This window comes from Streptomyces sp. NPDC001492 (assembly GCF_053597275.1).
Genome location: NZ_JBSFHW010000010.1, coordinates 185,633 through 210,974, shown reverse-complemented (window position 1 = coordinate 210,974; position 25,342 = coordinate 185,633). Strand labels below are relative to the sequence as shown.

Sequence of the window (25,342 nt, the reverse complement as noted above, 5' to 3'; positions counted from 1 at the left end):
CGATGGAGGTGTTCCGTATCGGTCGGTCGTACAGACGCACGGCCGCCCGATCGCTCATCGGTCGTCACAGCCGCAGCGGCAGTCCGAAGGCCGGGAACAGATGCGGTTCGAAGGACGTGATCTCCACGATCCGGTCGTCGGCGTCGAAACGGAGCACGTCGAGGACCTGGGCACGGTGGACGTGCGTACCGGGTCTGCGGACGTAACCGCCCGCCGCGAGCTGCCCGTTGGCGCGGGCGGGCAGATGGCGCCAGTGGCCGAAGAACATGGGGGACGCGGGGTCGAGGCTGGGGCGCAGGAACTCGACGAGGGCGTCCCGGCCGGTGAACCAGAAGGGGTTGGGCGGCATGGTGAGCGTGACGTCCTTGCTGAGCAGGTCGGTCATCGCGGCGAAGTCGAGTTGCTCGGCGGCGGTCATGTACCGCTGCAGCACGGTGCGTTGGACCTCCGTCGGCTCGCCCGCGCTCCACTCCGCGCGCTGCCCGGGCAGGTGGTCGCGGAGGGTGGGGCGGGCGCGTTGCAGGGCGCTGTTGGCGGAGGCCACGGTCAGGTCCAGGGCCTCGGCGGTCTCGGCGGCGGTCAGGCCCAGCACGTCCCGAAGGATCAGTACGGCCCGCTGGCGGGGCGGGAGGTGCTGGATGGCGGCGAGGAAGACCAGCTCCAGGGTCTCGCGGGAGACGGCGGCGACGTCCGGCCGGTCCTCCTCGGCGGTGGGCAGCTCGTCGTCCGGGTAGGGCTGGAGCCAGGTGATGCGGGCGGGGGCCTCGCCGGTGCCGTGGTTCATGCCGGGGATCGGCTCGTAGCGCTGCGGGCGGCGGGCGATGCGGCGCTGGAAGTCCAGGCAGGCGTTGGTGGCGATGCGGTACAGCCAGGTGCGGGCACCGGCGCGCCCCTCGAAGGACTCCCGGGCCCGCCAGGCCCGCAGGAACGTCTCCTGCACCAGGTCCTCGGCGTCGTCGTAGGAGCCCGTCATGCGGTAGCAGTGGACGTGGATCTCCCGGCGGTGGGACTCGGTGAGGGTGGCGAAGTCGGCCTCGGTGAGGGGGATTTCCGTAACGGCCTTCGCTGTTACGGAAGGCTCGGTGGGCCCCTGGGGCTCCTTCGCGGTGTCCCGGGCGGTCCGTGCGACCCGCCGCAGCCGCGCCACGGCGGCCGCCAGGTCGGCCACCCCGGAGTACAGGACCGAGGGGGGCTGCGGCGTGAGTTCCTTGACCTGCCGTCCGATGTCGTCGATCAGGCCCTGCACACTGGCCCCCGTCCCGGCCCCCTGCCGCTCCCGGTACGCCTTCTGCCGGCATGCGGCCGAGCAGTACACGGAGCTCCGGCCGGTGCGGCCCGCCCGCGCGGGGAGCGCTTTGCCGCAACTGGCACAGGCGTCGGCGACCACGGGCACCTCCGGGGTGGTGAAGGCATTGCGTCACACGGGGACGGAGTGACGCTACCGCGATACGCGGCCGAGGGAGCCTCTCGTCACACCGGTACGCACGGCCCGGCGAGACAGCTGCACGCCACCCCGCGAAACGCGAACGGCTGCGGTCGCCGACCCGAGCGACAAGGGGGACCGACCGGTCACGCCGGTTTCGACGGCCCCGTGAGGTGGGTGCGGGCGATCTTGCGGAACGGGGACAGCAGACAACCGCCGCCACCAAGCCGAGACGGCGGAAGCGCGACCCACCGGTCATGCCGGGGCGGACGGCCCGATCAGGCAGGGACGCGCCACCCCGCGAAGCACGAACACCAGACAACCGCCACCACCAACCCGAGGCGGCAGCAGCGACCCACCGGTCACGCCGGTTCCGACGCCCCGGCGAGACCGGTCGCCAGCCCGCGAGACACGAACACCGGACAACCACCGCCACCGACCCGAAACGGCGGAAGCGACCCACCGGTCACGCCGGGGCGGACGGCCGGGCGAGGTGGGTGCGGGCGATCTTGCGGAATGCGGTGACCAGGCGGCTGCGGTCGTCGGCGCGGGTGGCGAGGGCGACGTGGCTGGGCTCCACGCCGTGCAGCGGGATCGCGGTGACGTCGGGGCGCAGGCGGACGCCGGTCGGGTAGGCCGTGATGACCAGGGCCTCCCCGGCGGCGACGACCTCGAACTTGTCCTCCAGGTCCAGGATCTCGGGGCCGTCCGGCACCGGGCGGCCGTCCGGCCGGGGTTCCAGGCGCCAGAAGGACGCCCAGGCGGGGTCGGCGCCGGTGATCCGGGGCATCGGCTCGTCCGCGATGTCGTCGACGGTGACGGACTCCTTGCCGGCCAGCCGGTGGTCGACGGGGACCACCACGGCCCTGGGCTCGTCGTAGAGGACGGTCACCTCCAACTGGTCGGTGGCGAAGGGCAGTCGGGTCACCACGGCGTCCACCCGGCGTTCGAGCAGAGCGGCGCGCGCCCCGTCCCAGCGCAGATGCCGGCTGCGTACGTCGGCGTCCGGATGCCTGCGCCGCAGCTCGCGCACGGCCGAGGTGACGATCAGGCCGCTGGTGAAGCCGACGGTGAACCGGCCGGGCTCGGCGGCGGCCCGGGCCTCGGCCGCGGCCTGCTCGGCGGCGCCCAGGAGCGCCCGCGCACGCGGCAGGAACACCTCGCCGGCCTCGGTGAGCCGGGTGCCGCGCGGGGTGCGGTCCAGTAGCCGGGCGCCGAGCTGGTGTTCCAGGGCCGCGATCTGCCGGCTGAGGGAGGGCTGGGTGATGTGTAGGGCCTCGGCGGCGCGCCCGAAGTGGCGGTGCTCGGCCACGGCCGTGAAGTACCGGACCAGACGGAGGTCGAGGTCAGCCATGACATCCACCTTACTCACCTGCGGTGATGCCTGAACCGTATTGCGCTATGCGGAACAGGCTTTGGACGCGGCCACCATCCCCTTCGGAGGATGGAGGCACATCCACTCACCACCCTCGAAGGGCTGCACCATGCGCGTATTCGTCACGGGCGCGACCGGTTTCATCGGCTCCGCGGTCGTCCGCGAACTCCTCGACGCCGGGCACCGGGTCACGGGGCTGGCCCGCTCGGACTCCTCCGCCGCGGCGCTGACGGCCGCAGGGGCCGAAGTGCGGCGCGGTTCGCTGGACGACCTGGAAAGCCTGGGCGAGGGGGCGGCCGCGGCCGACGGCGTCGCCCACTTCGCCTTCATCCACGACTTCTCGGCCGACTTCGACTTCGCCGCCGCGTGCGCGGCCGACCTGCGGGCGATCGAGGCGATGGGGGCGGTGCTGGAGGGCTCGGACAAGCCCTTCGTGATGTCCTCGGGCACGGCGCTGCTGCAGCCGGGAAGGCTCAACACCGAGGAGGACACGGCCCCGCCGGAGTCGTTCGGGGCGGTCCGCGCGCGGAACGAGGACGCGGCCGTCGCGCTGGCCGACCGCGGGGTCAGGTCGGCGGCCGTCCGGTTCTCTCCGACCGTGCACGGCCGCGGGGACAAGGGCTTCGTCTCGATGCTGATCGCCATCGCCCGTGAGAAGGGCTTCGCGGCCTACGTCGGTGACGGCACCAACCGCTGGCCCGCCGTGCACCGCACGGACGCGGCCCACCTGGCCCGCCTCGCCCTGGAGTCGGCGCCCGCGGGCACCCGTCTGCACGCCGTGGCCGACGAGGGCGTCCCGTTCCGCGGCATCGCCGCCGTCATCGGCCGTCACCTGGACCTCCCCGTCAGGAGCATCACCGCCGAGGAGGCACCCGCCCACTTCGGCTGGCTGGCCAACGTCGTCGGCCTCGACATACCGGCCTCGAACGCGCTGACCCGCAAGTGGCTCGGCTGGGAGCCGACGGGCCCCGGTCTGATCGAGGATCTGGAGGAGGGGCACTACTTCAGCGCGTGACGGCGGGCGCCCCCTCGGAAAGCTCCCCCGCCACCTCCCGCAACGCCCCGAGCACCCGCCCGACGGCCGCCCCCTCCCCGGCCCCTTTCCGTACGGCCGCCACCACGTGCCGCCGGGGCCGGTCCTCCGTCAGCTCCCGCATCGCGACGCCCTCCCTCCCCACGGCCGCCATCCGCGGCACCAGCGCGACCCCCATCCCGGCCTCCACCATCGCCAGGATCGCCGTCCACCCGGCCGCCGAATGACCCTGCACGGGGCTGAACCCGGCCGCCTCGCAGGCACCGCGGGTGATGTCCGACCAGGGCCCGCTGCCGCCGAAGATCCACGGCTCCCCGGCGAGGTCGGCCAGCCGCAGCCCCTCGGCGGCGGCGAGCGGGTGGTCGCGGGACAGGGCGAGGTCGAGGGGGTCGGCGAGCAGCGGGACGCGGGTGAAGCGGGGGTCGGCGGCGGTCGGGGCCTGGGCGGCGAGGGAGAGCGCGAGGTCGACGTCACCGGCGGCCAGCAGCTCGTACGCCTCTCCCGCCTCCGCCTCCCGCACCCGTACCGTCACGCCGGGGTGCCGGGTGCGCAGCGCCCGTACCGCGGGCACGACCAGCGCCGGTACGGCCGTGGAGAAGGCGCCGACCCGCACCTCGCCGGCCTCGCCCTGCAGGTAGGCCGCCAATTCGGCGTCGGCGCGCTCCAGTTGCTCGAACACGCCCTCCGCGTGCCGCAGCACCAGCCGCGCCGCGTCGGTCAGCCGCACCCGCCGCCCCTGCGCCTCCAGCAGGGGCACCCCGAGCTGCCTGGCCAGGTTGGTCAGCTGCTGGGACACCGCGGAGGGCGTCATCCGCAGCGCCTCGGCGGTCGCGGTGACCGTCTCCCGCTCCCTGAGCGTCCGCAGGATCTGCAGCTTCCGGATGTCCCACTCGACCATGGCGGCAACCTATCCGGCGGCTCCGAGCACCACCCCGCCGAGGATCAGCGCCATGCACAGCAGTTGCTCCGGGCCCACCCGTTCGCCGAGCACGGCCCAGGACAACAGGGCCACGCACACCGGCTGGAGGTGGTAGACGACACCCGCGCGGGCCGCGCCGACCAGGGCGATCGCCTTGTTCCAGGCGAAGAAGGCGAGGGCAGAGGAGGCGATACCGACGTAGAGGAGTGGGAGGACGGTCCCGGGCGTCGGGGTGAAGGCGCCCTGCACCACCACGCTCACGGTCTGGGCGGGCAGCAGCATCGCCGTACCGAGCAGGAAGGTGGTGAACAGGAAGGCCGTACCGCCGAGTTCGGCCGGTCGTCGCCGCAGCAGGGCGCTGTAGGACCCGAAGCAGCAGGCGGCGGCGATCATCCAGAGGTCACCGGAGGCGAGGCCCGTCGCACCGCCGACCAGGAGCACCACCCCCGTGCATGCCGTCAGCAGCCCGGCGACCCGGCGCCCGCCCGGCCGTACGCCTCCTGCCCGCTCGAACACCGCGATCAGCACCGGCGATGCGGCCATGATCATGCCCATGTCGGCGGCCGGGGTGGTCAACCCGGCCTGGTTCACGAGGGTGTTGTAGGCCGCGACCCCGAGGAGTGAGGCGAGCAGCACGAAGCCGGAGTGACGCCGGATCACCTGCCGTTGCCGCCAGGCCTGCCGGGCCCCGAACGGCGCCACCGCCGCCAACGCGACCACCCACCGCCAGAACGCCTGCTGCACCGGCGGCACGCTGTCGTGCAGCGCCCGTGAGGCGACGAAGCTGCCCGACCAGACGACGGTGGCGAGGGCGGCGAGGGCGAGTCCTCGCAGTGAGCGGGTGGTGAGGGCGGGGGCGGTCCGGTCGAGGGCGACGGCCACGGAGGTCCTTTCTGCGACGGGTGATCTCGGTGGATCTACCGTCGCAGCGACACACCTGTCAGGTCCATCGAATCTTTTCGACCGTTCATTTCAGCAGAACTGAACGATTGCGGGGGAGCGGACCTCGTCGCCTGCCCCGCCACCGTCGCGCCGAACGCGAGCGCCATGCCCGCGAGCTGGACCGGAGTGAGCGCCTGGCCGAGTGCAGCCCACCCGACCACGGCCGCGGTCAGCGGGGAGAGCGGGCCGAGGAAGGTGACCTGGATGGCGGTGAGGCGGCCGATGCCCCGGAACCAGAGCCAGTAGGCGACGGCCGTGTTGGCGAGGGCGAGGTAGAGATAGCCGCCGACCGCGCGGGCGTCCAGGGCGGGCGGGGCGCCCTCGACGAGGAGGGCGAGCGGGGCGATGAGCAGCCCGCCGGCCGTCAGCTGCCAGCCGGTGAGGGCGAGCGGGCCCACCCCCTCCGGGCGCCCCCACTTCTTGGTCAGCACCGTGCCGGTGGACATCGACGCGGTCGAGGCGAGGGCGGCCAGCACACCGACGGGGTCGAGCGCCCCGGCCGCCTTCAGTACGACGAGACTCACACCGAACGCCGCCACGACCCCGGCGAGCAGCGCCCGCCCCGTCGGCCGCTGCCCCAGCAGCAGCGCCGACAGCCCCACCACGAACAGCGGTCCGACCGAGCCGACGACGGCCGCCATGCCGCCGGGCAGCCGGTACGCGGACAGGAACAGCAGCGGGAAGAAGGCACCGATGTTCAGCGCACCGAGCACGGCCGCCTTCCACCACCAGGCACCGCGCGGCAGCACCCGGGAGACGGCCAGCAGGAGCAGACCGGCGGGCAGGGCCCGCGCCAGAGCGGTGAACAGGGGCCGGTCGGCCGGGAGGAACTGGGTGGTGACGGCGTAGGTGGTGCCCCAGGAGACGGGAGCGAGGGCGGTGAGCAGGACGGTCGCGGTCCGTTTCATGACCGGGTTCCTTCGGGGTGGCGGGAGGTGCGGGTCGGGACTTCCTCAAAGTGGCGGGAAGCGCGTGGGGAGGTTGTGCGTACGACGGTCTCCGTGACCGGCCGTACGGCATGGGCCGGAAGGTGGCGTTCCGTGCGGATCAGCAGGGCGGCCGCCAGCGCCGAGGTGAGGATCAGGACCGCCCAGGGCGCCCGGCCGTCCACCGCGAGCAGCGCCGTGAACAGCGAGGGCGCCACCGCCTTCGCCAGCGACCAGGACATCTGGTACGCCGCCAGGTACCGGCCGCGCGCGGCCTCGGGCGCCGCCGACACGGCGAGGACCTCGGCGGCGGGGCTGTGGATCAGCTCGCCCAGCGTGTAGACGAGGACCACGGCGACCAGGGCCCCGCCCAGCACCGGTCCGGAGTGCGGCCGCAGGGTGCCGAGCGCGATCTGCCCGAGGAAGGCCACCGCGAACAGGCTCCCGCCCAGGGCCGCGGCCCGGGTGCGCCGGGCGCCGGCCCTGCGCACCCGCCCGCCGACGAACACGCCGGCCGCCGCGCACAGCACGGTGTTGACCGTGAACGCGGCACCGGTGAGCGCCGCGGGCCCGTGCAGCCACTCCACGAGGAACAGCGGGAAGAGCACGGACAGGGCCGAATAGCTCAGCGCGTTCAGGAAGTTGGCGCCGGTGACGACCAGGAAGGGCCGGTCGGCGAGCACGAGCCGGTAGCCGGCCCCGGGCCGCCGGGCCGCCGCAGCGTCGGCGGCGGGCAACGGCCGCAGCGGCTTCAGCAGCAGCGCGGCGAGGGCGAAGGACAGGGCATTGCCCCAGGCCGCGTAGGTGTAGGCGGTGGGTCCGGCGAAGGCGATGACCAGGGTGGCCAGCAGGGCACCCGCGCCGTTGCCGCCGTTCTGCAGCGCCCGCGTGGCGGCCTGCAGCCGGTCCCGCCCGGCACCCCGCGCCACCTCGCCGAGGAGCGAGGACTGCGCGGCGGGGAAGGCGCGGTCGGCCGCGGCGGTGACCAGCGCGACCGCGGCGAAGGCCGCGAGGGAGTCGGCGAAGGGGTACACGGCGAAGCCGGCGGCGCGCACCCCGTACAGCGCGAGCTGCACGCGCCGCGCGCCGAACCGGTCGACGGCCGCGCCGGCCAGCGGCAGGGCGGCGATACCGGCGAGCCCGGTCGCGGTGAGCACCAGCCCGACGGTGGTGAAGGAGAGGCCGGTCACGTAGTGGAAGAACACCAGCGTGAAGGGCACGTACATGCCCGTGCCGATGCCGTTGACGGCGGCGGCGACGGGCAGGGCCCACTGGCCCGGTATGCGGTCCGGTTTCTCCACGGTCGACCTCTCGGGATCGGATGCGTCCTCGGCGACGAGCACCAGGAGCCTGACGACGTGATTAGCTTGGCAGTAATTAGCTTAGCGCTAAGCAACTTTCCGTCAAGCTACTTTCTTGCGAGTCACTCTGCGCCTGCGGATACTCGGGGCATGAGTGCACAGCGCAAGGACGCCGTCGACGCGATCATCGAGCAGTGGGCGGGGGTGCGGCCGGACCTCGACACCAGGGCGATGGAGGTCTTCGGGCGGATCTACCGCCTCTCCCGCACCATGGGCGACCGCATGGAGAAGGCGTACGCCCGCTTCGGCATCGGACGCGGCGAGTTCGACGTCCTGGCGACCCTGCGCCGCTCGGGGGAGCCGTACACCCTCTCGCCCCGTCAGCTCTCGACCACCCTGATGCTCACCACGGGTGGCATGACCGGCCGCCTCGACAAGCTGGAACGGGCCGGTCTGCTGCGCCGCTCCCCCGACCCGCACGACCGCAGGGCCCTCCAGGTGACGCTCACCGAGAAGGGGCTGACGGTCATCGACGAGGCGGTCGGCGCCGGCCTGGCCGTCCAGACGGAGGCCCTGTCCACCATGAACGACGAACAGGCCGGCCAACTGGCCGACCTGCTGCGGGAGTTGCTGGCGGGGACGCTGGAGGCCGGACAGTGAGCCCCCCCTATCGGGGCACCGGACCGGGCGACGGCGCGCTAACCCACGTACCGGGCCACGGCGTCCTCGATCCGCGCCGCGTCCGCCGAGTCCGCCGCCCAGGCCACGTACCCGTCGGGGCGGACCAGGACGGTCGTCCGCCGGTCGCTCGCCCAGCGCTCCACGGCCAGCCGGTCCTTGCGGGTGCCCTGGCCCTCGTAGGACTCCGGGGTGATCAGTACGAACCTGCCGCCGCGCAGGGCCTCGTAGAGGCGGCCGCCCTCCAGGGCGACGTCCGGGACGCGGGTGCCGGTGAGGCGGTGGGCGCCGCGGGGGGCGGGGTAGCGGTAGCCGATCCCGGTGATCTGGCCGACCGCCCTGCGCCGGGCCGGGCCCACGGTGTCGAGGAAGGCGGTGAGCACGGCCCGCAGCGCCAGTTCCCAGGGGCGCTTGGCCATCGCGAGGCGGACGATGCCGCCACTGCTGCGCAGCACGGCCTTGCCGACGGGGTGACGCTCGGCCTGGTAGGTGTCGAGGAGGGCCGCGTCCGAGTGGCCCTGGACGACGGCGGCCAGCTTCCAGCTCAGGTTGGCCGCGTCCTGGAGACCGGTGTTCATGCCCTGGCCGCCGGCCGGGGTGTGGACGTGCGCGGCGTCCCCGGCGAGGAGGACACGGCCCACCCGGTAGGCGGGCGCCTGGCGTTCGTCGCTGTGGAAGCGGGACATCCAGCGGGCGTCGTGCATGCCGTAGTCCCGGCCGAGGGCGAGGCGGGTGACCTCCTTGACCTCGTCGAGGTCGAGGGGCTCGCTGTCGGGGACGTCGCGGGCGCGGTTCCAGGCGATCACGCGGTGGTAGCCGTCGCCGAAGGGCGCGAGGAAGGCGAAGGCGTCGCCGACCGCGTTGACGGTCAGCAGGTTCTCGGGCTCCTCGGCGAGACGTACGTCCGCGAGGACGACGGAGCGGATGGCGGAGCGGCCGGGGAAGGGGAGCCCGATCGCGTCGCGCACGGCGCTGCGCATGCCGTCGGTGCCGACGACGTACGCGGCCCGCAGACTGCCGGCGGCCCCGCCGGGTCCGCGGACCTCGACCGTCACGCCGTCCGCGTCCTGGGCGAGCCCGGTCAGCTCGGTCTCGTACCGGAAGTCCACCCCGGCCTCGACGGCGCGCCGCTGCAGGGCCTTCTCCACCTCGTACTGCGGGATGACGAGGAGGTGGTTGAAGCGGGATGGAAGCGTGGAGAGTTCGATGGTGAGGCGGCCGAAGAGGCGGAGGCTGTCGAGGGGGCGGCCGACGGCCTCCAGTCCGTCGGCGAGACCGCGGGCGTCGAGCTGCTCGAGGGTGCGGGCGTGCAGGACGAAGGCGCGGGAGAGATTGCTGATCTTGTGCGGGCGCTTTTCGAGGAGGGTGACGGGGACACCGGCGATGGCGAGGTCGCCGGCCAGCAGAAGACCGGCGGGACCGGAGCCGACGACGATCACGGAGCGGTCGAGGGTGCCGTTCATGATGACCTCCAGTTGCCAACGCTTGTTTGCCAACACTTGTTGACGACAGTATCGAGAGCCCCCGACGGGGTCAACACTTGTTGGCGAACAGGCGTTGGCCTACGCTCGTTGGCATGAACGGCAGCACCAGCAGAAGCACAGGTTCCGGCAGCGGCGCCCCGCGGCGTTCCGAGGCCACCCGTGAGGCGATCCTCACGGCGGCCCGCGAGCGCTTCGCCGCCGACGGCTACGAGCGCGCCACCATCCGCGCCATCGCCAAGGACGCGAACATCGACCCGTCCATGGTGATGCGCTACTACGGCAACAAGGAGGGCCTGTTCGCGGCGGCCGTCTCCGTCGATCTGCGGCTGCCCGACGTGGCCGGGCTGCCCCGGCAGGACGTCGGCCGCGCCCTCGTGGCGCACTTCCTCGACACCTGGGAGGAGAACGAGGTGCTCACCGCGCTGCTGCGGGTCGGCGCGACCAACCAGGCCGGGGCCGAGCGCATGCAGGGCATCTTCCGGGACCAGGTGCTGCCGGTCGCCCGCCAGGTGTGCCCGGACCCCGAGCAGGTACCGGCGCGGGCCGCGCTCGGGGCGACGCAGCTGCTGGGGCTGGCGCTGACCCGTTACGTGCTGCGGATCCCGCCCGTCGTGGCGCTGCCCCGCGAGGAGATCGTGGCGTGGCTCGCACCCACCCTGCAGCGGTATCTGACGGCGCCGAGCCCGTGAGAACACAGCGGGGGCGTCGGCCTCACCGTACGGACGGTGAGGCCGACGCCCCCGGGAAACGTGAGGTCAGGCCTTCGCCTTGGCCTTCGGCTGGCGGTCCTTGGACTTGTCCAGCACCATGACCAGGCCCGCGATGACCGCGAACAGGGCCAGAGGAACCAGGACGTAGAGGCCCAGCGTCTCGCCGACGCTCAGGCCATTGCCGGGGTCGTCGCCGTCGTCGCGGATCAGCGCGGAGGCGGGGGACGACATGAGCAGCATCATCAGCGTCGTACCGGCGGCCAGGGCGCCGGCGCGCAGGGCGTTCTTCTTGTCCACGCTGTCAAACGTATCGAACGACGATTGGGGTCGCTCGTTCGGGGGTGCCCTACGCGAGCAGTCCCCTCCTCACCCCGGCCGTACCGTCCGCAATACGTCGAGCAGCGCATGCAGTCGCGGCGAGCCGGCCAGTTCCTCCAGAGTCACCGGTCGGCCCTCCGCGTCCGCGATCGGCAGTCGCCAGTTCGGGTACTGGTCCCAGGTGCCCGGGAGGTTCTGCGGACGGCGGTCGCCGATCGTGTCGGGGAGCCAGACGCCGATCATGCGGGACGGGGTGCGCAGCAGGAAGCGGTGGACCGCCTGGATCTCGGCCTCCTCCTGCGACACACCGTGCGCGCCGCCGGTGCCGTGCAGCAGACCGAGGCGGGCGAGCAGGCCCAGCCACTCCCCCGTGTCGTTGGCCGCCTCCGCGCGCTCCTCCTCCAGCGGGCGGGTCAACAGGCCCAGGCGGTCGCGGAGTTCCACGTGTTCGCCGGTGAGACGGGCGGCGGTGGGCGGCAGGTCGTGAGTGGTGGCGGTGGCGAGGCAGTCGGAGCGCCAGGCCTGGGGCGGCAGCGGCTGTCCGTCGCCCTCCCAGTCCCGCTCGAACCACAGCACCGACGTGCCCAGCACCCCCCGCTCGCGCAGCGTCTCCCGCACCCCCGGCTCGACCGTGCCCAGGTCCTCGCCGATGACGACCGACCCGGCACGCGAGGCCTCCAGCACGAGGATCGCGAGCATGGCCTCGGCGTCGTAGCGGACGTAGGTGCCCTCCGTGGGCGGATGCCCCTGCGGCACCCACCAGAGGCGGAACAGGCCCATGACGTGGTCGATGCGCAGGGCGCCGGCGTACCGGAAGAGAGCTTTGAGCAGGCGGCGGTACGGCGCGTAGCCGGACTCCGCGAGGCGGTCCGGTCTCCAGGGCGGCAGGCCCCAGTCCTGGCCGCGCGCGTTGAAGGCGTCCGGCGGGGCGCCCACCGACATCCCGGCGGCGAAGTACTCCTGCTGCGCCCAGGCGTCGGCGCCGCCGGGGTGCACGCCGACCGCCAGGTCGTGCACGATCCCCACCGGCATCCCGGCCTCGCGCGCCGCGCGCTGGGCGTCGGCGAGCTGGGCGTCGGTGAGCCAGGCGAGCCGGGAGTGGAAGTCGACGCGGTCCATCAGCTCCCCGCGGGCGCGGGCCGTTTCCGCCGAGCGCGGGTCCTGGAGCGGTGCGGGCCAGCGGCTCCAGTCGGAGCCGTGCACCTCGGCCAGGGCGTACCAGGTGGCGTGGTCCTCCAGGGCCTCGCCCTGCTCGGCGAGGAAGTCCACGTACGCGGCGCGCCGTCCGGGCCCGAGCTCCACCTCGCGGACCAGCTCCAGCGCCTCCCGCTTGAGCTCCCACACCGCGTCCCGGTCGATCAACGCGCCCTTCTCCAGCACCGCTTCCCGCAGTTCGGCCGCGCGCCCGAGCAGCGCTCGCACCCGCTCCCGGTCCTCGACATGGGCGTATTCGGGGATGTCCTCGACGCGCAGGTGCACGGGGTCGGGGAAGCGGCGGGAGGAGGGGCGGTACGGGGAGGGGTCGGTGGGGGCGCCGGGCACCGCCGCGTGCAGCGGGTTGACCTGGATGAACCCCGCGCCGAGCGCACGGCCGGCCCAGGCGGCGAGTTCGGCGAGGTCACCGAGGTCGCCCATGCCCCAGGAGCGCCGGGAGAGCAGGGAGTAGAGCTGGACGAGCAGGCCGTACGAGCGGGCGGTGGGGGTCGGCAGCCGGGGCGGGGCGACGACGAGGTGGGCCTCGGCGCTGCGGCCGTCGGGGGCGGCGGCCGTCAACCGGTGGACGCCGGGCGGGAGCTGCTCGGCCGAGGACCGGGTCTCGCCCTGCTCGGTCTCGATGCTCAGCCGGGTGCCGGCCGGGAGGGCCGCGAGGGCGGAGGACTCTGTGCCGTTCCACAGGACCACCGTCGGCGGCAGCAGCCGTTCGCTCAGCTCCCGCTCGCGGGCGGCGAGCGCGGCGCGGGTCAGCTCGTCGGTGCTCGCGTCGACGCCGAGGGCGGCGAGGGCGCGGGTGACTGCGGTGGCGGAGGCCGCGACCGAGCGGTCCGGGGAGGGGCTGTAGGAGGTGGCGACGCCGTGCAGCGCGGCGAGCCGGGACAGGTCCTCGGAGGGCGGGTCGGCCGACCCCTGCGCCGTCACTAGTGCCTCGGAGCGTCCGGCTCGGGGGCCACCGCCTCGCTGGTCAGGGGAGCGGCGTCGGCAAGCGGCGGCTCACTGGTGAGGGGCTCGGCCTCGGGCAGCGGCGGTTCGCTGGTCAGCGGGGTCTCGGCGCAGGCGCCCTCCGCACTGAAGACGCAGAAGTGCGGTTCGGGGTCGAGGGACGGCAGCTGCGCCACGGGTTTGGAAAGGGGGTAAGCCGGTGCGGCCACGGGGGCCTCCTTGTCGAGTACGCAAGAGGTTGCGGGTTAACGCAGCCCTACCCACCGGACGCGGCGGCAGACGTACCGAAAGGGACTACGTGCCTCTCCTCACATTCTGCGTCAACTCCGAGGCTCCGCGGCGGCGACTATTCACTCAGTACATGTATCGAGTGCATAATGATCGCCATGAGCACCCGCCACATCCTGCTGGGGCTGCTCGCTTCGGGGCCGAGCCATGGCTACGACCTGAAGCGGCGGCACGACGAACGTTTCCCGCAGGCCCGTCCGCTGGCCTACGGGCAGGTCTACACGACCCTGCAGCGCCTGGTCCGGGACGGCCTCGCGGAGGTCGAGGGCACCGACTCGGACGGCGGCCCGGAACGGACGACGTACCGCTCGACCGACGACGGGGCGCGTGAACTGGCCGCCTGGGCCGGGGAGATCGCCCCACCGGCCCCCTTCGTGACGAACGAGATCTTCGCCAAGGTCGTCGTCTCGATCCTCTCCGGCGGCGACGCGGAGGCCTATCTGGCCGCCCAGCGCGCCGCACACATGCAACGGATGCGGGAGCTCACGGCGGTCAAGACGGCGCCCGGCGCCGATCTCGCGACCGTGCTCTCGGCGGACTACGCCCTCAACCATCTCGACGCCGACCTCCGCTGGATGACCACGACGGCGGCCCGGCTCACCACCCTGACCGCGGAGGTCGACGCAGCATGAGCAACGGGGACAGCCCAGACAGCACAGTGCCGCTCCTGGCGGCCCGTGACCTCACCAAGGCGCACGGCAGGACCGAGGCGCTGCGCGGCGCCTCGGTGGAGCTGCGGGCCGGCGAGATCCTCGCCGTGACCGGCACCAGCGGCAGCGGGAAGTCCACGCTGCTGCACTGCCTGGCCGGCATCGTCCGCCCGGACGCGGGCTCGGTGACGTACGACGGGCAGCGGCTCGACCAGCTGCCTCAGAAGCGGCTGAGCGAGCTGCGCCGGAGCGAATTCGGGGTGGTGTTCCAGTTCGGGCAGCTGATTCCGGAGCTGACGGCGCTGGACAACGTGGCGCTGCCGCTGATGCTCGCGGGCGCCGCCCGCAAGGACGCCCAGGCGGCGGCCGGCGAGTGGCTGGAACGGTTCGGCGTACGGGGGCAGGAGGCGCTGCGGCCCGGCGAGATGAGCGGTGGCCAGGCCCAGCGGACGGCTCTGGCGCGGGCCCTGGTCACCGGGCCCAGGGTCGTCTTCGCCGACGAGCCCACCGGCGCGCTGGACTCCCTGGCGACCGAGCAGGTGATGACGTCCCTGGTCCACACGGCGCGCGAGGCGGGCACGGCGGTCCTGCTGATCACGCACGACGCGCAGGTCGCGGCCTACGCGGACCGCGAGGTCCGGCTGAGCGACGGGGCCGTGCTGCCGGCGGGGGTGTCGGCATGAGGGCCGAACTGCGGCTGGCCTGGCTGCTCACCCGGGGTTCGGACCGCCGCGAGGGGTGGCGCGTGCTGCTCACCGCGGTCGGCGCGGCCCTGGCGACCGGGCTGGGGCTGGTGATCGCCGCGCTGCTGTCGCTGGACGGACAGCTCACCGTGTCCGTGGGCGGCGGTCTGCTGGACCAGCCCGGTACCCGTATCGGCGTGATCTTCGCGCTGCTGATGCTGTTCATCCCGGTGCTCGGATTCCTCGGCCAGTGCGCCCGGATCGGCGCCGTGCACCGGGACCGCAGACTGGCCGCGCTGCGGCTGGCGGGGGCCACACCTGCCCAGGTGCGGCGGATCGCGGCGCTGGAGTCGGGGCTTGCGTGTCTGGTGGGTTCGGCGGTGGCCACGGCGGTCTCGGTGCCGGCCCTGCTGCGGCTGTGGCACAGCCCCACCCCCCTGGCCTGGGCGGGCATCGCCATGGTGGCCGTCGGGGTGCCGGTGCTGGGCGCGGCCGTGAGCGCGCTGGTGCTGCGCCGTGTGGTGACCTCACCGCTGGGGCGGATACGGCGGCTGCGGCCGGCGGAGGGTCCGGGGCGGATGTTCCGGGTGGCGACCGCGGCGCTCGCGCTCACAGTGGTGTACATCGCGACCATCCCCTTCTTCCATGACGTCCCCTTCGAGTTCGCGCTCGCCCCGCTCACCGTGTTCGTGGTGTGCCTGCTGGTCGGCGCGGTGGCGGTGTGGCTGACCGGGGCATCGGCCCGGCAGCTGGGCGAGGGGCTCACCGCCCGCGCCAAGAGCACCGCGGTGCTGATCGCGGCGGGACGGCTGCTCGACGACCCCTGGGCTGCGGCCCGCACGCATGCCGCGGTGCTGCTGGTGACGGTGGCGGCCTCGGGCTTCGCGGGCATACGCCAGGTCATGCTGGCGCGGCTGCACTCCTCGCACGCGCACTACGCCGAAGGGAACGGGTTCTACGAGAACGGCCTGAACCTGACCGGCGCCGCGATCCTCGTCGCCCTCGCGCTGCTGCTGACCGCGCTCGCCGTGGGCACCGCCGAGTCCGTCGCCACCCGGCGCCGGGGCCTGGCCGCACAGGCCGCCGCCGGGGTGCCGCACGGCGTACTGGCCCGGGCGCTGCTGCTGGAGACCGCGGTGCCGCTGGCGCCCGCGATCGCGGTGGCCGGCCTCGGCGGCACGGTGATCAGCTTCTGGTACGACTCGATCACCTCGGAGCACCTGGCACTGCCCGTGCCGTACGCCGCGCTCCTGGTCCCGCTCGCCGTCTATCCGGCCTGTCTGCTGGCGGCGGCCACCTCGCTGCCGCTGCTGCGCCGCTCGGTCCGCCCCGCGGAGCTGCGCTACGCATGACCGTCCGGCTCCGGGAGTACGGGGGACTCCCGGAGCCGGATCGCTGTGACCGCAGGCCCCGTCACCGGGGGTGTGCGAAGGCCCGGATCGTCAGGCGGAAATGCCGTCGATCCGGGCCATGGCGTCCTCCGCGCCGTACGGCTGCAAGTACGGCAGCCAGCGCGGGTCCCTATGGCCGGTGCCGATGATCCGCCAGGCCAGGCCGGTGGGTGGAGCGGGTTTGTGGCGCAGCCGCCAGCCGATCTCGAAGAGGTGTCGGTCGGCCTTCACGTGGTTGCAGCGGCGGCAGGACGCCACCACGTTGTCCCAGACGTGTTTGCCCCCGCGGCTGCGCGGGATGACGTGGTCGACGCTGGTTGCGACGCCACCGCAGTACATGCACCGGCCCCCGTCGCGCGCGAAGAGCGCCCTACGGGTCAGAGGAACGGGCCCCCGATAGGGAACCCGGACGAATCGCTTGAGCCGGACCACGCTGGGTGCGGGGACTGTGACGGTTGCGCTGTGCATGAAGGCGCCGGATTCCTCCAGGGAGACTGCCTTGTTCTCCAGGACGAGGACGAGCGCGCGGCGGAGCGGTACGACGCCGAGTGGCTCGTACGACGCGTTGAGGACCAGGACATGCGGCACGGATGCCTCCTTGGGCGTCGGCGGCGCGTGGCTCGCGCCGGGACGATCTGTAGTCAGTCTCCCCTCTTGCCTGGTGGAAGCGCCACCATGTCCCGGTAACGGGCTGGGAGTGTTTTCGACCACATCTGATTCATCCCCCGGAGGGGCAGCGGTTTATCCCACCTGCTCAACCCGGGGTGAGCACGGTCTCTCCTCAGAAGATGGCAAGGATTCGCACACCGTGCCCCGATAGTGTGGTGGACCTGCCGTCCCGGTGACCTTTTCGTGACCTTGACCCTGACCAGTCGACGTACGGGACGGCAGACCGTTGCACCTGGAGGTACCTGCCGTGTCCTTGCCCGCCGTCCTACTGGCCGCCGGTTCGTCGCCGTCGCCGACCCCCTCGTCGACGACCCCGGCGGTCCCCACGCTCCAGGACGCCCAGGAGAGCGCGACCAACGCCGCCAGCTGGGTCGAGCAGAACTGGTCCACATGGCTCGCGATCGGACTCAGGGTCCTGCTGATCCTGGTGATCGCCGGGGTGCTCAGAGCGGTCGTGCAGCGGGCGATCACCAAGCTGATAGACCGGATGACCCGCACCGCCGAGGCCGTCGACGGCACCTCGCTGGCCGGCCTCCTGGTCAACAACGAGCGCCGCCGCCAGCGCTCCCAGGCGATCGGCTCGGTGCTGCGCTCGGTGGCCTCCTTCGTGATCCTCGGCACCGCGGCCCTGATGGTCCTGGCCGCGTTCCAGATCAACCTGGCCCCGCTGCTCGCCTCGGCCGGTGTCGCGGGCGTGGCGATCGGTTTCGGCGCCCGCAACCTGGTCACGGACTTCCTCTCCGGCGTCTTCATGATCCTGGAGGACCAGTACGGCGTCGGCGACTCGATCGACGCGGGCGTGGCCTCCGGCGAGGTGATCGAGGTCGGCCTGCGCGTGACGAAGCTGCGCGGCGCGAGCGGCGAGATCTGGTACGTCCGCAACGGCGAGGTCAAGCGGATCGGCAACCTCTCCCAGGGCTGGGCGACGGCCGGCGTGGACGTGACCGTGAAGGCGAACGAGGACCTGGACCGGCTGAAGTCCACCCTCGACGAGGTGGCCGAGAAGATGAGCGCGGAGGAGCCCTGGAACGAGCTCCTGTGGAGCCCGATCGAGGTCCTCGGCCTGGACAGCGTGCTGCTGGACTCGATGGTGGTCCGCGTCTCCGCCAAGACGATGCCCGGCAAGTCCCTCACCGTCGAACGCGAGCTGCGCTGGCGCATCAAGCGCGCCTTCGACGCGGCGAACATCCGCATCGTGGGCGGCGCGACGGCCCCGGCAGACGCGGAGGAGGCCGCGGACCCGGCGGCGGCGGTCGCGGCCCCGTCGGTGCTCTCCAACCCCGAGTCCCCGCAGTCGGAGGCGGCATCACCGCTCGTCCAGCAGCGGCCGGCCGCGAAGTAGCAGCAGGGCCGGTCCCGGCCCATCTCCACCCGCCCCCGAGGTAACGAGTCTGTTGCCTCGGGGGCGGTTTCTCTTGACGCCTCCTTCGCCCTGGGCTTACGTTCCCTTCCAGCCAATAGGAAACTTTCCTAACAGTGATCGGGAGACGGTCCTCCGGTGATCGTCCGATGGACTTCCCTCCCTGGTCACTGAGAAGCTGGGCAGTCGAAAGGCAGGTGTCGACCCACATGGCAGGAACAGCCGGTACGCCGGGCACCCCGCGCGTCCTGCGCGCCATGAACGACCGCGCCGCCCTGGACCTCCTCCTGGAGCACGGCCCCCTGTCCCGCACCCGGATCGGCAAGCTCACCGGCCTCTCCAAGCCGACCGCCTCCCAGCTGCTCGCCCGCCTCGAAGCGGCCGGGCTCGTCCTCGCCACCGGCACCACCGAGGGACGCCCCGGCCCCAATGCCCAGCTCTACGAGGTCAATCCGGCCGCCGCGTACGCCGCGGGGCTCGACGTCACCCCCGAACGCGTCCTCGCCGCCGTCGCCGACATCACCGGCCGCACGGTGGGCTCCTTCGAGCTCCCGACCCCGGGCAGGCGGCCCACCCAGCCCGTCGTCCGGCAGGTCACCGACGCCCTCGACGGTGCCGTGAAGGCCGCGGGGCTGGCCCGCGACGACATCCACCGGCTGGTCATCGGCACCCCCGGCGCCTTCGACCCGAACACCGGACGCCTGCGCTACGCCTCCCACCTCCCCGGCTGGCACACCCCGGCCCTCCTCGACGAACTCGCCGCCGCACTGCCGATGCCGGTCGAGTACGAGAACGACGTCAACCTCGCCGCCGTCGCCGAACAACGGCTGGGCGCGGCCCGCGGGCACGAGGACTTCGTGCTGCTGTGGAACGAGGGCGGCCTCGGTGCCGCCCTCGTCCTCGGCGGGCGACTGCACCGCGGCTGGACCGGCGGCGCGGGAGAGGTAGGTTTCCTGCCGGTTCCGGGCGCGCCTCTGGTCCGGCACGTGACGAAAGCCAACAGTGGCGGCTACCAGGAGCTGGCCGGCTCCCAGGCCATCCCGCACCTCGCCGGCGAACTCGGCATCGGGCAGATCCCCTCGGGGCCGTACGCCGAGGTCGCCGCCGCCCTCGTCGAGCGGGCCGCCGCCGAGGACACCGTCCTGCATCGCAAGCTGCTGCAGACGTACGCGACCCGGCTGGCCACCGGTCTCGCCTCCCTCGTCTCCGTCCTCGACCCCGAACTCGTCGTCCTCAGCGGTGCCTCGCTGACCTCGGGCGGCGAGGTGCTGCGCGCCCTCGTCCAGGCCGAACTGGAGGAGCTGGCGGCCTCCCGGCCCCGGCTCGTGGTCGGCGACGTCCGTGCACACCCCGTGCTGCGCGGCGCGCTGGAGAGCGCCCTCGCGACCACCCGCGACGAGGTCTTCGACACCTCGCGCTGACACCCCGTACGCACCGCGTACGGGGCCCCGAACTCACCCCCCGCCTTCCCTCACCATCCCCTGCCCTGTCCCTGGGAGACCCTGCCATGCCCGGAATATCCCGGAAAGCGGCCCTCGCCCTCGCCGCCTCCGCCTCCCTCGCCCTGCTCGCCACCGCCTGTACCGGCCAGTCCTCCTCGAGCGCCGACGACGACGCCTCCAAGGACACGACCATCAACTTCTGGCACGCCTGGAGCGCGCCCAATGAAGTGAAGGCCGTCGACGCACTGATCGCCGGCTTCGAGAAGGCCCACCCCAACATCCATGTGAACGTCGTCGCCAACATGACCGACGACAAGATCAACCAGGCGCTGCGCACGGGCGGCGACAAGGCCCCGGACGTCATCTCCTCCTTCACCACCAACAACGTCGGCAAGTTCTGCTCCTCGGGTGCACTGGTCGACCTCAACCCGTTCTTCAAGAAGGCGGGCATCGACCCGGAGACGACGTTCCCGAAGGCGATGAACGAGTACACCCAGTTCGACGGGAACCGCTGCTCGGCACCGCTCCTCGGCGACGCCTACGGGCTCTACTACAACAAGACGGCCTTCGCGAAGGCGGGCATCAAGACTCCCCCGAAGACCTGGTCCGAATTCGAGACCGACGCCAAGAAGCTGACCATCCCGGACGGCGACGGCTACAAGCAGCTCGGATTCATGCCGGACTACCACGGCTGGGAGACCACGACCGAGCACTACTTCGGCCAGTTCTCCCCGACGTACTTCGACAAGGCCGGCAAGTCGCAGCTCGCCACCGACCCCGCCTTCGAGGCCGGATTCAAGCTCCAGAAGAAGCTCGTCGACGAACTCGGCGGCTTCAGGAAACTGGAGACCTACCGTTCCAAGCTGGGTGACGAATGGGGCGTCAAGCACCCCTTCCACACCGGTCAGGTGGCCATGCAGCTGGACGGCGAATGGCGCCTGGGAATGGCCCTGGACGCCAAGCCGAAGTTCGACATCGGCGTGGCCCCGCTGCCCGTCCCCGACGACCAGGTGAGCCAGTACGGCAAGGGCTACATCACCGGCACCATCACCGGCATCTCCGCCGCCAGCCACAAGCAGAACGCGGCCTGGGAGCTGGTGAAGTACATGACCACGGACACGGACGCGGTGGTGAACTTCTCCAACGCCATCCACAACGTGCCCTCGACACTGGCCGCGCTGAAGTCCCCGAAGCTGAAGTACGACCCCCGCTTCAAGACGTTCCTGGACATCGCCGCGAACCCGAACTCGACGACCTCTCCGGCCTCCATCAACGGCGGCGTGTATCTCACGACGATCCAGAACTTCGGCTACGACTACGAGAGCGGAAAGGTCACCGACCTCAAGGCGGGCCTGAAGAAGACGGCCGCGCAGATCGACACGGACATCGCGCAGGCGAAGTAGTCCGACGATGAGCACCATCACGCTGGCGTCGAAGCGCCGCAGGTCGGCGCTTCGTACTCTCGCCTTCATGTCGCCCTGGTTGATCGGCTTCGCGGTCTTCTTCGCGTATCCGCTGATCTCGACGGTCTACTTCTCCTTCATGCACTACGACGGCTTCAAAGCGCCGACGTGGAGCGGGACGAAGAACTGGACCTATGTCTTCGAGCACTACCCGTTCTTCTGGCCGGCCCTGCGCAACACCCTGTGGCTGGTGCTGGTCATGGTGAGCCTCAGGGTCGTCTTCGGGCTCGGGGTCGGTCTGCTGATCACCAAGATCAAGACGGGTACGGGGGTTTTCCGCACCCTCTTCTACCTGCCCTATCTCGCCCCGCCGGTCGCCGCCACGATGGCCTTCGCCTTCCTGCTCAACCCCGGTACGGGACCGGTGAACTCGATCCTCGAAAAGGTCGGCATTCCGGCCCCGGGCTGGTTCAACGACCCCACCTGGTCCAAGCCCGCCCTCACCCTGCTCGCCCTGTGGGGCATCGGCGACCTGATGGTCATCTTCATGGCCGCGCTGCTCGACGTACCGCAGGAGCAGTACGAGGCGGCCGAACTGGACGGGGCATCCGCCTGGCAGCGGTTCCGGTATGTAACCCTTCCCAACATTTCGCCGATCGTCATGTTCGCCGTCGTCACCGGCGTGATCCAGACGATGCAGTACTACACACAGCCGCTCATCGCGGGGAAGGTCGCCTCCGGCGTGATCCAGGGCGCGGGCACCCAGTTCGAGCCCGGCTATCCCGAGAAGTCGACCCTCACCCTCCCCCAGCTCGTCTACAACCTCGGCTTCCAGCGCTTCGACTACGGCTCCGCCTGCGTCGTCGCCCTGGTCCTGTTCGCCCTGTCCATGGTGTTCACCGCGTTCCTGATGCGGCGCCGGGGCGGTCTCAACCTGGCAGGTGACTGACCATGGCCCAAGTACTGGACAAGCCCGTGCAGTTGAAGGCACCGGTCTCCCCCGCCGAGCGCACGGCCCGCCGCCGGGCCGTACTCGAATGGGTCGCGATCCACTCCCTCGGCGTGGCGACCGCGCTGTTCTTCACCCTCCCCTTCGTGTTCGTGTTCCTGACCTCCCTGATGAGCGACACCCAGGCACTCAGCCGGGACCTCATCCCGCACACCTGGGAATGGGGCAACTACAAGAAGGTCTTCGACACCCCGGGCTTCCTGACCTGGTGGAAGAACACGCTGATCTACGCGGGACTGGGAACAGTCCTTACCGTCGCGTCCTCGATCCCCGTGGCGTACGCGCTCGCCAAGTTCCGCTTCCGCGGCCGCAATCTGTCGCTGATGCTGGTGATCTCGATGATGATGCTGCCACCGCAGGTGATCATCATCCCGATGTACCTGTTCTGGGCGAAGCAGCTGGACCTGTCGGGCACGCTGTGGCCGCTGATCATCCCGATGGCGTTCGGTGACGCGTTCTCCATCTTCCTGCTGCGCCAGTTCCTGATGACCATCCCGAACGAGTACCTGGACGCGGCGAAGGTGGACGGCTGCGGCGACCTGCGCACGCTCCTGAAGGTCGTCCTGCCGATGGCCAAGCCGGGCATCGCGGCCGTGGGTCTGTTCCAGTTCTTCTACGCCTGGAACGACTACTTCGGCCCGCAGATCTACGCGTCGGAGAACCCGGGCGCCTGGACCCTGTCGTACGGCCTGGAGTCCTTCAAGGGCGCGCACCACACCGACTGGAACCTCACCATGGCCGCGACCGTGCTGGTCATGGCCCCCGTGATCCTCGTGTTCTTCTTCGCCCAGAAGGCGTTCGTCGAGGGCGTCACGCTGACCGGAGTGAAGGGTTAACCATTCATGAAACTCACCGTGGTCGGCGGAGGCTCGACCTATACCCCCGAACTCATCGACGGTTTCGCCCGGCTGCGCGACACCCTGCCCGTCGAGGAACTCGTCCTCGTCGACCCGGCGCCCGAACGCCTGGAGCTGGTGGGCGGCCTGGCCCGCCGTATCTTCGCCAAGCAGGGGCACGACGGCCGGATCGTGACGACCGACGACCTGGACGCCGGCGTGGACGGCGCCGACGCCGTGCTGCTGCAGCTGCGCGTGGGCGGGCAGGCGGCCCGTGAGCAGGACGAGACCTGGCCGCTGGAGTGCGGCTGCGTCGGCCAGGAGACCACCGGCGCGGGCGGCCTGGCCAAGGCGCTGCGCACGGTCCCGGTGGTCCTCGACATCGCGGAACGCGTCCGCCGCACCAACCCGGGCGCGTGGATCGTCGACTTCACCAACCCGGTCGGCATCGTCACGCGCGCGTTGCTGCAGGCGGGCCACAAGGCGGTCGGCCTGTGCAACGTGGCGATCGGCTTCCAGCGGAAGTTCGCGGACCGGCTCGGGGTCGCGCCGGCCGACGTCCACCTCGACCATGTGGGCCTCAACCACCTCACCTGGGAGACCGGGGTACGCCTGGGCGGCCCCGAGGGCGAGAACGTCCTGCCCAAGCTGCTCGCCGAACACGGTGACGCCATCGCCGCGGACCTGCGGCTGCCGCGGGCCCTGCTCGACCGCCTGGGCGTCGTCCCGTCGTACTACCTGCGCTACTTCTACGCCCACGACGAGGTGGTACGCGAGCTGCGCACCAAGCCCTCCCGTGCCGCCGAAGTCGCCGAGATGGAACGGAACCTGCTCAAGATGTACGGCGATCCGGCTCTCGACGAGAAGCCGGAGCTGCTCGCCAAGCGGGGCGGCGCCTACTACTCGGAGGCGGCGGTGGACCTCGCGGCCGCCCTGCTGGGCTCGGCCGGCAGCCCGTACCAGGTGGTGAACACCCTCAACCGGGGCACGCTGCCCTTCCTGCCGGACGACGCGGTGATCGAGGTGCAGGCGGCGGTCGGCCCCAAGGGACCGCTCCCGCTGCCGGTACCGCCCGTCGACCCGCTGTACGCGGGCCTGATGGCGAACGTGACGGCGTACGAGGACCTGGCCCTGGAGGCGGCGCTGCGAGGCGGCCGCGACCGGGTGTTCAAGGCCCTCCTCGCCCACCCCCTCATCGGCCAGTACGAGTACGCACAAGCGCTCACCGACCGACTGATCGCACACAACCGGGAGCATCTCGCGTGGGCATGACCGCACGTGTCCTCGCCGTCGACGCGGGCAACAGCAAGACCGACGTCGCGGTCGTGGCGGCCGACGGAACCGTCCTCGCAACGAGCCGCGGCGGCGGCTTCCGGCCGCCCGTGGTGGGCGTGGAAGCGGCCGTGGACAAGGTCGCCGAGGCGGTGCAACGGGCCTTCGCCGCGGCCTCGGTGAGCTCGGTGGACCACGTCTCCGCCTGCCTCGCCAACGCCGACTTCCCCTTCGAGGAGGAGCAGCTGGCGGCCGCGCTGCACGCGCGCGCGTGGGGCGCGGGCGTGGAGGTCCGCAACGACACCTTCGCCATCCTGCGCGCGGGCGTCACCGAACCCCGCGGGGTCGCCGTCGTCTGCGGCGCCGGCATCAACTGCGTGGGCATGCGCCCCGACGGCCGCACCGCCCGCTTCCCCGCCCTCGGCCGCATCTCCGGCGACTGGGGCGGCGGCTGGGGCCTCGCCGAGGAGGCCCTGTGGCACGCGGCACGGGCGGCGGACGGCCGCGGCGCCCCCACCGCCCTCGCGCACACCCTCCCGGCCCACTTCGGCCACGACACCATGCTCGACCTCATCGAGGCCCTCCACGTGGAGCAGGTACCGCCCGCCCGCCGCCATGAACTGACCCCGGTCCTCTTCGCCACGGCGGCCGACGGCGACCCGGTCGCCCGCGCGATCGTGGACCGCCTGGCCGACGAGGTGGTGACCATGGCCACGGTGGCCCTGACCCGCCTGGACCTGCTGGAGGAGGAGACCCCCGTTCTCCTCGGTGGCGGCGTCCTGGCCGCCCAGCACCCCCAACTCAACGACGGAATCCGCGAGTTGCTGTCCGCCCGCGCCCCGAAGGCGGTCCCCCGGGTGGTGACGGCGAGCCCGGTGCTGGGGGCGGCACTGCTGGGCCTGGACAAGGTGGGGGCGGAGGCGGAGGTGCACGAACGAGTAAGGGCCCACTTCGAACACCCCAGCCCGTCATGGGGGTCCCCCCGCTCGAGCGAAGCCGAGAGTGGGGGAGTTTGAGGACGAGGCCGTTCAGGCCGAAAGGCGGGGGCCTGGGGGCGGCAGCCCCCGGACGGA

24 protein-coding genes are annotated in these 25,342 nt (G+C 72.1%); 13 read left to right on the top strand and 11 right to left on the bottom strand.

Features of this window, described 5'->3' with window-relative positions:
* Positions 1 to 64: 64 nt before the first annotated feature.
* Positions 65 to 1,393, bottom strand: coding sequence for a sigma-70 family RNA polymerase sigma factor (locus ACWC1K_RS15940; protein ID WP_450831769.1), 1,329 nt, complete (start codon positions 1,391 to 1,393; stop codon positions 65 to 67).
* Positions 1,394 to 1,889: 496 nt separating this feature from the next.
* Positions 1,890 to 2,777 carry a LysR family transcriptional regulator gene (locus tag ACWC1K_RS15935; RefSeq protein ID WP_450831767.1) on the bottom strand — a complete coding sequence of 296 codons (888 nt, stop codon included), beginning with the start codon at positions 2,775 to 2,777 and terminating at the stop codon, positions 1,890 to 1,892.
* 130 nt (positions 2,778 to 2,907) lie between these two features.
* On the opposite strand from ACWC1K_RS15935, the gene ACWC1K_RS15930 reads away from it, so the two are divergent.
* Positions 2,908 to 3,813, top strand: a complete 906-nt coding sequence (locus ACWC1K_RS15930; RefSeq protein WP_450831765.1) for an SDR family oxidoreductase — start codon at positions 2,908 to 2,910, stop codon at positions 3,811 to 3,813.
* On the opposite strand, the gene ACWC1K_RS15925 is transcribed toward ACWC1K_RS15930, so the two are convergent.
* From ACWC1K_RS15925 to ACWC1K_RS15910, 4 genes are read right to left on the bottom strand one after another with little or no spacing between them, the layout of a single operon-like run.
* Positions 3,803 to 4,729: a LysR substrate-binding domain-containing protein gene (locus ACWC1K_RS15925; RefSeq protein ID WP_450831764.1), complete on the bottom strand. Its 927-nt coding sequence runs from the start codon at positions 4,727 to 4,729 to the stop codon at positions 3,803 to 3,805. The two genes, ACWC1K_RS15930 and ACWC1K_RS15925, sit on opposite strands and share 11 nt — an antisense overlap.
* Before the next feature lie 9 nt (positions 4,730 to 4,738).
* Positions 4,739 to 5,632: a DMT family transporter gene (locus ACWC1K_RS15920; protein ID WP_450831763.1), complete on the bottom strand. Its 894-nt coding sequence runs from the start codon at positions 5,630 to 5,632 to the stop codon at positions 4,739 to 4,741.
* A gap of 35 nt (positions 5,633 to 5,667) precedes the next feature.
* Positions 5,668 to 6,600 (bottom strand): EamA family transporter, encoded by a 933-nt coding sequence (locus tag ACWC1K_RS15915; RefSeq protein WP_450831762.1) that lies wholly within the window; start codon positions 6,598 to 6,600, stop codon positions 5,668 to 5,670.
* Positions 6,597 to 7,919, bottom strand: a complete 1,323-nt coding sequence (locus ACWC1K_RS15910; RefSeq protein WP_450831761.1) for an MFS transporter — start codon at positions 7,917 to 7,919, stop codon at positions 6,597 to 6,599. Before ACWC1K_RS15910 ends, ACWC1K_RS15915 begins: the two co-directional genes overlap by 4 nt.
* Positions 7,920 to 8,069: 150 nt before the next feature.
* On the opposite strand from ACWC1K_RS15910, the gene ACWC1K_RS15905 reads away from it, so the two are divergent.
* Positions 8,070 to 8,579 carry a MarR family winged helix-turn-helix transcriptional regulator gene (locus ACWC1K_RS15905; protein WP_450831760.1) on the top strand — a complete coding sequence of 170 codons (510 nt, stop codon included), beginning with the start codon at positions 8,070 to 8,072 and terminating at the stop codon, positions 8,577 to 8,579.
* 38 nt (positions 8,580 to 8,617) lie between these two features.
* On the opposite strand, the gene ACWC1K_RS15900 is transcribed toward ACWC1K_RS15905, so the two are convergent.
* Positions 8,618 to 10,060, bottom strand: a complete 1,443-nt coding sequence (locus ACWC1K_RS15900; protein ID WP_450831759.1) for an FAD-dependent monooxygenase — start codon at positions 10,058 to 10,060, stop codon at positions 8,618 to 8,620.
* 113 nt (positions 10,061 to 10,173) lie between these two features.
* Here ACWC1K_RS15900 and ACWC1K_RS15895 point away from each other — a divergent pair, with 113 nt between their 5' ends.
* Positions 10,174 to 10,770: a TetR/AcrR family transcriptional regulator gene (locus ACWC1K_RS15895; protein WP_450831758.1), complete on the top strand. Its 597-nt coding sequence runs from the start codon at positions 10,174 to 10,176 to the stop codon at positions 10,768 to 10,770.
* 66 nt (positions 10,771 to 10,836) lie between these two features.
* Here ACWC1K_RS15895 and ACWC1K_RS15890 read toward each other — a convergent pair whose 3' ends face one another.
* The 3 genes from ACWC1K_RS15890 to ACWC1K_RS15880 form a co-directional block, all read right to left on the bottom strand.
* Positions 10,837 to 11,088, bottom strand: a complete 252-nt coding sequence (locus ACWC1K_RS15890; RefSeq protein WP_450831757.1) for a hypothetical protein — start codon at positions 11,086 to 11,088, stop codon at positions 10,837 to 10,839.
* Positions 11,089 to 11,157: 69 nt separating this feature from the next.
* Positions 11,158 to 13,245 carry a 4-alpha-glucanotransferase gene (malQ, locus tag ACWC1K_RS15885; RefSeq protein ID WP_450831755.1) on the bottom strand — a complete coding sequence of 696 codons (2,088 nt, stop codon included), beginning with the start codon at positions 13,243 to 13,245 and terminating at the stop codon, positions 11,158 to 11,160.
* The gene (locus tag ACWC1K_RS15880; RefSeq protein ID WP_450701117.1) at positions 13,245 to 13,475 is read right to left on the bottom strand and encodes a hypothetical protein; all 231 of its coding nucleotides are present in this window, start codon (positions 13,473 to 13,475) and stop codon (positions 13,245 to 13,247) included. Before ACWC1K_RS15880 ends, malQ begins: the two co-directional genes overlap by 1 nt.
* Before the next feature lie 177 nt (positions 13,476 to 13,652).
* On the opposite strand from ACWC1K_RS15880, the gene ACWC1K_RS15875 reads away from it, so the two are divergent.
* The 3 genes from ACWC1K_RS15875 to ACWC1K_RS15865 are packed head-to-tail and all read left to right on the top strand — an operon-like array spanning position 13,653 to position 16,239.
* Positions 13,653 to 14,186 (top strand): PadR family transcriptional regulator, encoded by a 534-nt coding sequence (locus tag ACWC1K_RS15875; RefSeq protein ID WP_450831753.1) that lies wholly within the window; start codon positions 13,653 to 13,655, stop codon positions 14,184 to 14,186.
* Positions 14,183 to 14,887 carry an ABC transporter ATP-binding protein gene (locus ACWC1K_RS15870; RefSeq protein WP_450831751.1) on the top strand — a complete coding sequence of 235 codons (705 nt, stop codon included), beginning with the start codon at positions 14,183 to 14,185 and terminating at the stop codon, positions 14,885 to 14,887. Before ACWC1K_RS15875 ends, ACWC1K_RS15870 begins: the two co-directional genes overlap by 4 nt.
* Positions 14,884 to 16,239: an FtsX-like permease family protein gene (locus tag ACWC1K_RS15865; protein ID WP_450831749.1), complete on the top strand. Its 1,356-nt coding sequence runs from the start codon at positions 14,884 to 14,886 to the stop codon at positions 16,237 to 16,239. The genes ACWC1K_RS15870 and ACWC1K_RS15865 overlap by 4 nt, the downstream gene beginning before the upstream one ends.
* A 90-nt stretch (positions 16,240 to 16,329) precedes the next feature.
* Here ACWC1K_RS15865 and ACWC1K_RS15860 read toward each other — a convergent pair whose 3' ends face one another.
* Entirely contained in the window at positions 16,330 to 16,866 is a 537-nt protein-coding gene (locus ACWC1K_RS15860) for an HNH endonuclease (RefSeq protein WP_020116449.1), read from the bottom strand.
* A gap of 328 nt (positions 16,867 to 17,194) precedes the next feature.
* Here ACWC1K_RS15860 and ACWC1K_RS15855 point away from each other — a divergent pair, with 328 nt between their 5' ends.
* The 7 genes from ACWC1K_RS15855 to ACWC1K_RS15825 all read left to right on the top strand — a co-directional run bounded on the left by ACWC1K_RS15855 (position 17,195) and on the right by ACWC1K_RS15825 (position 25,285).
* Positions 17,195 to 18,289, top strand: a complete 1,095-nt coding sequence (locus ACWC1K_RS15855) for a mechanosensitive ion channel family protein (protein ID WP_450831747.1) — start codon at positions 17,195 to 17,197, stop codon at positions 18,287 to 18,289.
* A 227-nt stretch (positions 18,290 to 18,516) separates the two neighbouring features.
* Positions 18,517 to 19,728, top strand: coding sequence for an ROK family transcriptional regulator (locus ACWC1K_RS15850; RefSeq protein WP_450831745.1), 1,212 nt, complete (start codon positions 18,517 to 18,519; stop codon positions 19,726 to 19,728).
* An 86-nt stretch (positions 19,729 to 19,814) separates the two neighbouring features.
* Complete coding sequence (locus tag ACWC1K_RS15845; protein ID WP_450831743.1) at positions 19,815 to 21,152, top strand: ABC transporter substrate-binding protein; 1,338 nt, start codon at positions 19,815 to 19,817, stop codon at positions 21,150 to 21,152.
* A gap of 7 nt (positions 21,153 to 21,159) precedes the next feature.
* Positions 21,160 to 22,101, top strand: coding sequence for a carbohydrate ABC transporter permease (locus tag ACWC1K_RS15840; RefSeq protein ID WP_450831741.1), 942 nt, complete (start codon positions 21,160 to 21,162; stop codon positions 22,099 to 22,101).
* A gap of 2 nt (positions 22,102 to 22,103) precedes the next feature.
* Positions 22,104 to 22,997, top strand: coding sequence for a carbohydrate ABC transporter permease (locus ACWC1K_RS15835; RefSeq protein ID WP_450831739.1), 894 nt, complete (start codon positions 22,104 to 22,106; stop codon positions 22,995 to 22,997).
* A 6-nt stretch (positions 22,998 to 23,003) separates the two neighbouring features.
* The gene (locus ACWC1K_RS15830) at positions 23,004 to 24,269 is read left to right on the top strand and encodes a 6-phospho-beta-glucosidase (RefSeq protein ID WP_450831737.1); all 1,266 of its coding nucleotides are present in this window, start codon (positions 23,004 to 23,006) and stop codon (positions 24,267 to 24,269) included.
* Positions 24,260 to 25,285, top strand: coding sequence for an N-acetylglucosamine kinase (locus ACWC1K_RS15825; RefSeq protein WP_450831735.1), 1,026 nt, complete (start codon positions 24,260 to 24,262; stop codon positions 25,283 to 25,285). The genes ACWC1K_RS15830 and ACWC1K_RS15825 overlap by 10 nt, the downstream gene beginning before the upstream one ends.
* Positions 25,286 to 25,342: the final 57 nt, after the last annotated feature.